The sequence below is a fragment of the Shewanella benthica KT99 genome (assembly GCF_000172075.1).
GTDB lineage: Bacteria > Pseudomonadota > Gammaproteobacteria > Enterobacterales > Shewanellaceae > Shewanella > Shewanella benthica_A.
The window spans coordinates 1-6,983 of sequence record NZ_ABIC01000073.1 but is presented as its reverse complement, the minus strand read 5'-3'; the positions used below and the strand labels follow the sequence as shown (position 1 = coordinate 6,983).

Sequence of the window (6,983 nt, the reverse complement as noted above, 5' to 3'; positions counted from 1 at the left end):
GGCGCCTGGCGCCTGCTGTTTTTTTGATCTTTATGACCTAATCCTCCAACAAAATGAGACTACGGAGCGAAATTTGTTTATTGACTTTAGCCGCGAACTCTTCGATTCGCATCTTACCTAAGTCAACACCATCTCTGGTACGCACCGCAACTTCCTTATTTTCCATTTCTTGATCGCCAACGACCAATAAATAAGGAACACGCCTTAAGGTATGCTCACGTATTTTAAAGCCTATCTTCTCATTCCTCAAGTCTTTAGATGCACGAATTCCGTTTTCTTTTAATAAATTGACTACTTCATGGGCATAATCTGACTGTTTGTCAGTAATATTCATGACGACGACTTGCATTGGCGCTAACCAAGTCGGGAATTTACCCGCATACTCTTCGATAAGAATACCCAAGAATCGTTCAAGTGAACCTAATATTGCACGATGGATCATCACCGGCGTCTGTCGACTATTATCTTCGGCAACGTAAGTGGCACCTAAACGACCAGGAAGCGCATAATCGAGTTGAACCGTACCACACTGCCAAGCGCGATCCAGACAGTCATGTAATGTGAACTCAATCTTAGGTCCGTAGAAGGCGCCTTCACCGGGTAAAATTTCAAATTCTATGTCATTAGCGATCAGGGCTTGCTTAAGCGCTTCTTCGGCTCTATCCCACATCTCATCGTCACCGATACGCTGCTCGGGACGAGTCGAGAGTTTAATGACAATATTGTTAAAGCCGAATGTTGCGTAAGTATCATAAACCATCTTGATACAGGCACTGACTTCTTGCTGTACCTGATCTTCGGTACAGAAAATATGCGCATCATCTTGAGTGAAACCACGAACACGCATTAGGCCATGGAGCGAACCCGATGGTTCATTGCGATGACAACAACCGAACTCAGCCATACGCAGTGGAAGATCGCGATATGATTTAAGACCTTGATTAAAGATCTGTACGTGACCCGGACAGTTCATCGGCTTGATGACGTACTCACGATTTTCAGACTTAGTGGTGAACATGGCTTCTGAATACTTATCCCAGTGACCTGAGCGTTCCCAAAGCACCCGGTCCATCATTAGCGGACCTTTCACTTCCTGATACGTGTACTGACCTAATTTTTCGCGGATAAATTTCTCAAGTTCGAGGAACAAGGTCCAACCATCATTATGCCAAAACACCATACCCGGCGCTTCTTCCTGCATATGATACAAGTCGAGTTGCTTGCCTATCTTACGGTGGTCACGCTTAGCCGCTTCTTCTAAACGGTTCAGATGTATCTTAAGGGCTTTTTTATCTGCCCATGCCGTACCGTAGACACGTTGCAGCATTTTGTTATCAGAGTTACCGCGCCAATATGCCCCAGCAACACTCATCAACTTAAAGTTTTGACAGAATCTCATATTGGGTACATGTGGTCCCCGGCACATATCGACATATTCTTCATGATGATATAGCGCAGGCTGGTCATCTTTACTGATGTTCTCATCCAAGATGGCCATCTTGTAAGTCTCGCCGCGCGCTGCAAATGTGTCTCGAGCGACTTGCCAGCTACCCACCCGTTTCTCAACTTTATAGTTTGTCTTTGCAAGTTGAGTCATACGCTTCTGCAGCGCATCTATGTCTTCCTGGGTCAGTTTGTGCTCAAGATCGATATCATAATAGAAACCATTATCAATAACCGGACCGATAGCCATCTTAGCTTCTGGCCATAATTGCTTGAATGCATGACCGAGTAGATGAGCACATGAATGACGAAGTATCTCTACACCCTCTTCGTCTTTCACTGTGATGATCGATAACTCAGAATCTGTGTCTATGATGTCACAAGCATCTTTAAGCTCACCGTTCACTCGACCGGCAATACAAGCTTTCGCAAGACCTGGGCCGATATCGGCGGCAACATCTAAAGTAGAAACCGGGTTAGCAAACTCACGTTTGCTCCCATCAGGAAGTGTAATAACAGGCATGAAAAATCCTTATCCAGTGGTGACCCCCACGTAGGGCCACTTGCTAATATAGAGTTAAAGTAGAAACGCCAATGGGGTAAGCCATTACAAGAGTCTTACTCACCTTAGGCGCAAGCGGGTAATTCTACGAGATCGGTACCCGTGAATGCAAGCATAAAAACGCAGTGGAACTGGTCATGTAAAAATATTCAATATAAATGTTAATGTCATGATTTTAAAATTTTATTGTCACCTTTTCATTATCGAAGTCACCTAATCTGGGGCCATCTAATCTCGCGAGACAAGATCAGGAGGTTAACATGCTACATTTATTTATACTCACAGGTGCACTACTGTAAACAGCTACGTCAGGACTAAAGCTTCACAATGGACTTGTATTGGAAATTCAATCTAGCTTAGATGAACAATTTGATATGATGCTAACATTGCTTCCCCCCCCTGCTTTAAGGGAAGATGTTATTAGCAATAACATCAATTCCCCTATGAGAGATAAACATGAAACAATGGGCGTTAGTGACAGGTGCAGCAAAACGAATAGGTCGTGAGATAGCAATAAAATTACACTCTAGTGGCTATAATGTCATCATTCACTACGGAGCTTCTGCCGAAGAAGCTAGCTCACTGTGTCATGCACTGAACCAAATCAGGGAAGACTCTTGTATTACAGCGCAAGCCGATCTCTCTATTGAGGAAGGTATAAATGATTTAGTAAAGGTTGCTACTAGCTTCAAACTGTCAATTCTCATCAATAACGCAGCTGAATTTTACCCTACTCCATTAGCAAAGACTCAATTTGATGACTGCCAACGTCTGTTAACCGTTAACCTTCTAGCTCCCTACTTTCTAGCACAGAAATTATCACCTTTATTAAGTAGAAATAACGGAACAATCATTAACTTGCTCGATATCCATGGCCAAAAGCCACTTAAAGACCATGGAATATACTCTATATCTAAAGCAGGGTTACAGATGGCAACCTTATCCTTAGCACAAGAGATGGGCCCCGATATTAGAGTCAATGGCATTGCGCCCGGCGCAATTATATGGCCAGAAAACAGTCAAAATGATGCTAAAGAATCTATAATTAAACAGATCCCTTTGGCTAAATGCGGTTCACCGGCAGACATTGCAAACACGGTTCAATTTCTAGTCGATAGCCCTTATATATCAGGGCAGATTATCGCTATCGATGGTGGCCGCACAGCGACTGGGTACATGGGAGCATAAAGTATAAATCAGGTCTGTTGAGAATAAAAAATTAAGAGGCGGTAATCAATCGAGCTAACTTGATTTGCTAAGCCGTTCATTTATCACAAATGGATAATAGGAGTGTTTATGAAATTTTCCACTCAAACGATCAGTTGCCCCCACTGCGGGCACCATCAACATATTGATGTCGATGGCACCTGCGGTGATCAAGATTACTATGATGATTGCCGGATCTGCTGTAATCCAATACATTTAAGGCTTCACATCGATGAGGCTCGCCATAAAATAGAGCTGTATATAGATTCAGGTGACGAACAGATATACTGACATTGATTAAACCATCAAGTTAACCAACAGAGTTTAATGAATCTGTGAGCCCTCTTTGTGCCAGCACACGCTCAACGGTATCAACGATGGCCTGTGTTTGACTGTCTATCTCTATATTTAGCTTATCCCCCAGCTCAAGCAAATCCAGATTAGTCAGTTTTAACGTCTCTGGAATTAAATGCAGCATAAAGCGGTTTTCAGTAGTCGCGCCTATGGTAAGGCTGCAACCATTGACTCCTACAAAGCCTTTATAAAGAATGTAATTCATCCATTTTTTATCGACTTCAAGCTCGATATTGAAATGTTCGCTTGTATTACTGAGGCCACAAACTCTTGCCTGAGTATGGATATGGCCAGAGAGAATATGTCCTCCAATCTCACGACCAAATGTAAGCGACCTTTCTATGTTCACTTGTGAACCAACTTGTAATTTTGTGAGATTGGTCACGCTCAATGTCTCTTCCATTACATCGAAAAAAACCCTATCATCTTTAATTCGTGTAACCGTTAAGCAGACTCCGTTGTTCGCAACACTTGCGCCTGTTATGAGCCCTTCACGTAACTCGGGTTCCATAGCGACTTCTAGCGTATTTAAGCCATCTTTCTTATTTATCGCAACCACTTCGCACGTGGCTTGAACTATACCTGTAAACATTTTATCTCTCGTTAGTATTTAAGGCAGTTTTCATGAATCAATTCGGCTTTCAGGCCAAACGTTTAGTACAACTTGCACTACCTGTACTCATAGCCCAAGTGACGCAAACCATGATGGGTTTTATCGACACGGTTATGGCGGGTCGAATCAGTGCAGTCGATATGGCTGCCGTTGCAATAGGAACTAGCTTGTGGTTGCCAGCATTGCTATTTGTTCAGGGGTTACTACTCGCGTTTACCCCCGTGTTTGCCCATCATCATGGGGCAAACGACCAAAAAGCAATACAACCTCTCGCCTTTCAAGCGGCTTATATTGCCATAATAGGCAGCCTAGGTGTGATCCTGTTTCTCAGTTTTGCTGAAAACATCTTTGCCATGATGCAATTAGAACCGGAACTGGCGCGTCTTAGTATTGGATATCTTGATGGATTCGCCTGGGGCGTACCTGCATTTGTGCTTTATCAGGTGCTGAGAGGTTGTAGCGAAGGGATCTCCTATACATTACCGACTATGGTAATTGGTTTTGTCGGTTTGGCAGTTAACATTCCGGCTAACTATATCTTTATCTATGGTCACTTAGGCATAGAGCCTATGGGCGGTGCTGGCTGTGGTATTGCTACAGCCCTAGTATTCTGGGCTATGCTGATTTCTATGATCATCTATATGCAACTGCATAAACGTTTTAAAGAGTTAGCTCCCTTTAAATCTTTCCATAAGCCGCATTGGCATACTATTTGGGATATGACTAAGCATGGTTTTCCGATTGCCATGGCACTTTTTTTCGAAGTCAGTCTATTTGCTATTATTGCTCTCCTGCTCGCTCCACTCGGGGCTAATGTCGTTGCAGGACATCAAATTGCAATGAACTTCTCATCTATCGTATTCATGATACCGCTTTCTATCGGTATCGCAGTCTCGATACGTGTCGGTTATTATTTAGGCCAAGATAAAAGTGAAATTTCGGCACTGGTAACTAAAGTAGGGTTAATCATCTCCTTCGGTCTAGCCATGCTGACTGCAATTATCACGATACTGTTCAGGGCTGAAATAGCCCATCTATATAATAGTAACCCCGAGGTGGTCACTTTAGCCGGAAGCTTAATGTTCTTTGCCGCACTTTATCAGTTATCAGATTCGGTACAAGTCGTAGCCGCCGGAGCACTACGTGGCTACAAGGATACTCGCAGTGCCCTTTATATCACATTAGTCTCTTATTGGGGGATCGGCATGGTTATCGGTTACATACTTGCCAGAACAGATATTGTGGTCCCTGCCATGGGCGCGCAAGGATTCTGGATAGGACTTATAGCTGGGCTCACGAGTGCGGCAATATTATTTGCCCTAAGATTACGTTATATCCAGAAATCAGGTTTCAAGAAAGCGGCTTTAACAGATAAACTAGCCTAGTAAACGCCCCATCTAGAGGAGCATTAACGTAAAAAGTGCTGAGTTATCGATTAAAAAGTAACTGACGAGAGAGGCCCAAAAAGCTTTTTCCGTATATTTCGCACTAGAAAAGAGCAAGTTGCACAGCAAATAGCCGCTTAATCAATAAATGTATCTTTTTACTTGCAACCTAAGCTTCATACTCCTACTATAGCGCTCGTTCCAAGGCACTAGCCAAACGAACAAAGTAGAAATCGGACGCGGGATGGAGCAGTATGGTAGCTCGTCGGGCTCATAACCCGAAGGTCGTTGGTTCAAATCCAGCTCCCGCAACCAATTTCAAAAAGACACAATACAACCGTAGCTCAGTTGGTTAGAGCACTACCTTGACATGGTAGGGGTCGGTGGTTCGAATCCACTCGGTTGTACCAATTCTTTAATAAGTAGAATTAAAATAACTTATGGCGTTTATCGGACGCGGGATGGAGCAGTATGGTAGCTCGTCGGGCTCATAACCCGAAGGTCGTTGGTTCAAATCCAGCTCCCGCAACCAATTCTTGAATAAGTAGAATAAAAACAACTTATGGCGTTTGTCGGACGCGAGATGGAGCAGTATAAAAGCTATTCAGACTCAGCTCTTTACAAAATCAAGGCGAAGGTCGTTGCCCTGCTTTTATAAAAGTAATCCAGCTCCCACAACCAATTTTGAAAAGACACAATACAACCGTAGCTCAGTTGGTTAGAGCACTACCTTGACATGGTAGGGGTCGGTGGTTCGAATCCACTCGGTTGTACCAATTCTTTAGCACATCTTATTAAACATTTAGCTTGGCCTATAGGCATCAATTAAGTTGGCCGCTTTTGCCGTTTATTTTCATGGCTTCTTTTCTTCGATAACTCTCTCCTTCAAGTTGATAAATCTCTGCGTGATGCACCAGTCGATCAATCACGGCTACTGTCATCATATTGTCTCCAAATATACTGTCCCACTCACTAAACACCTGGTTCGTTGTGATCACTAGGCTGTTGCGCTCATAACGATGTGCAATGAGCTCAAATAGAACCTGACTTTCACTATCACTCTTTTTGACATAACCGATGTCGTCCAAAATGAGTAGCTCATATTTATCGGGTTTTTTAAGTGCATCTTCCAGACCTAAACCTTCTCGGGCTTTCTGCAAGTGCTGCACCATCGCCGTGCCTGTCGTGAATTTCACACGAACAGATTGCTCAATAAGCGCATAACCCAGCGCGGCTGCTATGTGGGTTTTACCTAGGCCGCTCGCACCGAATAATAAAATATTATGCCCTTGTCTCAACCAGCTCAACTCACTGGCCTTACGTTTAACTTGAACTGCGCTAATGCCCACCACCTCACTGAAACCGTATTGAGACAACTGTTTCCCTATCGGTAACTGGCTTTCTTTGAGTAAGCGTTTAG

Annotated in this window: 6 protein-coding genes and 4 tRNA genes; 7 read left to right on the top strand and 3 right to left on the bottom strand. The window is 43.5% G+C overall.

The window, feature by feature from the left end:
• Positions 1–37: 37 nt before the first annotated feature.
• The gene (gene thrS / locus KT99_RS19060) at positions 38–1,966 is read right to left on the bottom strand and encodes a threonine--tRNA ligase (RefSeq protein ID WP_005503492.1); all 1,929 of its coding nucleotides are present in this window, start codon (positions 1,964–1,966) and stop codon (positions 38–40) included.
• Between the two features lie 495 nt (positions 1,967–2,461).
• Between thrS and KT99_RS19055 the strand changes: the two genes are divergently transcribed.
• Together KT99_RS19055 and KT99_RS21240 are read left to right on the top strand one after the other, a co-directional pair.
• Complete coding sequence (locus KT99_RS19055) at positions 2,462–3,193, top strand: pteridine reductase (RefSeq protein WP_005503491.1); 732 nt, start codon at positions 2,462–2,464, stop codon at positions 3,191–3,193.
• 108 nt (positions 3,194–3,301) lie between these two features.
• Positions 3,302–3,502, top strand: a complete 201-nt coding sequence (locus KT99_RS21240) for a CPXCG motif-containing cysteine-rich protein (RefSeq protein ID WP_005503489.1) — start codon at positions 3,302–3,304, stop codon at positions 3,500–3,502.
• A gap of 19 nt (positions 3,503–3,521) precedes the next feature.
• Here KT99_RS21240 and KT99_RS19045 read toward each other — a convergent pair whose 3' ends face one another.
• Positions 3,522–4,157: a riboflavin synthase gene (locus KT99_RS19045; protein WP_005503488.1), complete on the bottom strand. Its 636-nt coding sequence runs from the start codon at positions 4,155–4,157 to the stop codon at positions 3,522–3,524.
• Between the two features lie 32 nt (positions 4,158–4,189).
• On the opposite strand from KT99_RS19045, the gene KT99_RS19040 reads away from it, so the two are divergent.
• From KT99_RS19040 to KT99_RS19020, 5 genes are all read left to right on the top strand, one after another.
• Positions 4,190–5,563, top strand: coding sequence for an MATE family efflux transporter (locus KT99_RS19040; RefSeq protein WP_005503487.1), 1,374 nt, complete (start codon positions 4,190–4,192; stop codon positions 5,561–5,563).
• Positions 5,564–5,801: 238 nt separating this feature from the next.
• Positions 5,802–5,878, top strand: a tRNA-Met gene (locus tag KT99_RS19035).
• Positions 5,879–5,896: 18 nt separating this feature from the next.
• Positions 5,897–5,973: transfer RNA gene (locus KT99_RS19030), tRNA-Val, on the top strand.
• Between the two features lie 45 nt (positions 5,974–6,018).
• A tRNA-Met gene (locus KT99_RS19025) sits at positions 6,019–6,095 on the top strand.
• A gap of 167 nt (positions 6,096–6,262) precedes the next feature.
• A tRNA-Val gene (locus tag KT99_RS19020) sits at positions 6,263–6,339 on the top strand.
• Positions 6,340–6,384: 45 nt separating this feature from the next.
• Here KT99_RS19020 and istB read toward each other — a convergent pair.
• A partial coding sequence (istB, locus tag KT99_RS19015; protein WP_005503485.1) for an IS21-like element helper ATPase IstB occupies positions 6,385–6,983 on the bottom strand: 599 nt, incomplete at its 5' end.

What these genes read in the sequence shown, in the direction of transcription:
- KT99_RS19045 (WP_005503488.1), bottom strand. Translation starts at nt 4,157, where the DNA reads ATGTTTACAGGTATAGTTCAAGCCACGTGCGAAGTGGTTGCGATAAAT.
- KT99_RS19040 (WP_005503487.1), top strand. Translation starts at nt 4,190, where the DNA reads ATGAATCAATTCGGCTTTCAGGCCAAACGTTTAGTACAACTTGCACTA.
- KT99_RS21240 (WP_005503489.1), top strand. Translation starts at nt 3,302, where the DNA reads ATGAAATTTTCCACTCAAACGATCAGTTGCCCCCACTGCGGGCACCAT.
- thrS (WP_005503492.1), bottom strand. Translation starts at nt 1,966, where the DNA reads ATGCCTGTTATTACACTTCCTGATGGGAGCAAACGTGAGTTTGCTAAC.
- KT99_RS19055 (WP_005503491.1), top strand. Translation starts at nt 2,462, where the DNA reads ATGAAACAATGGGCGTTAGTGACAGGTGCAGCAAAACGAATAGGTCGT.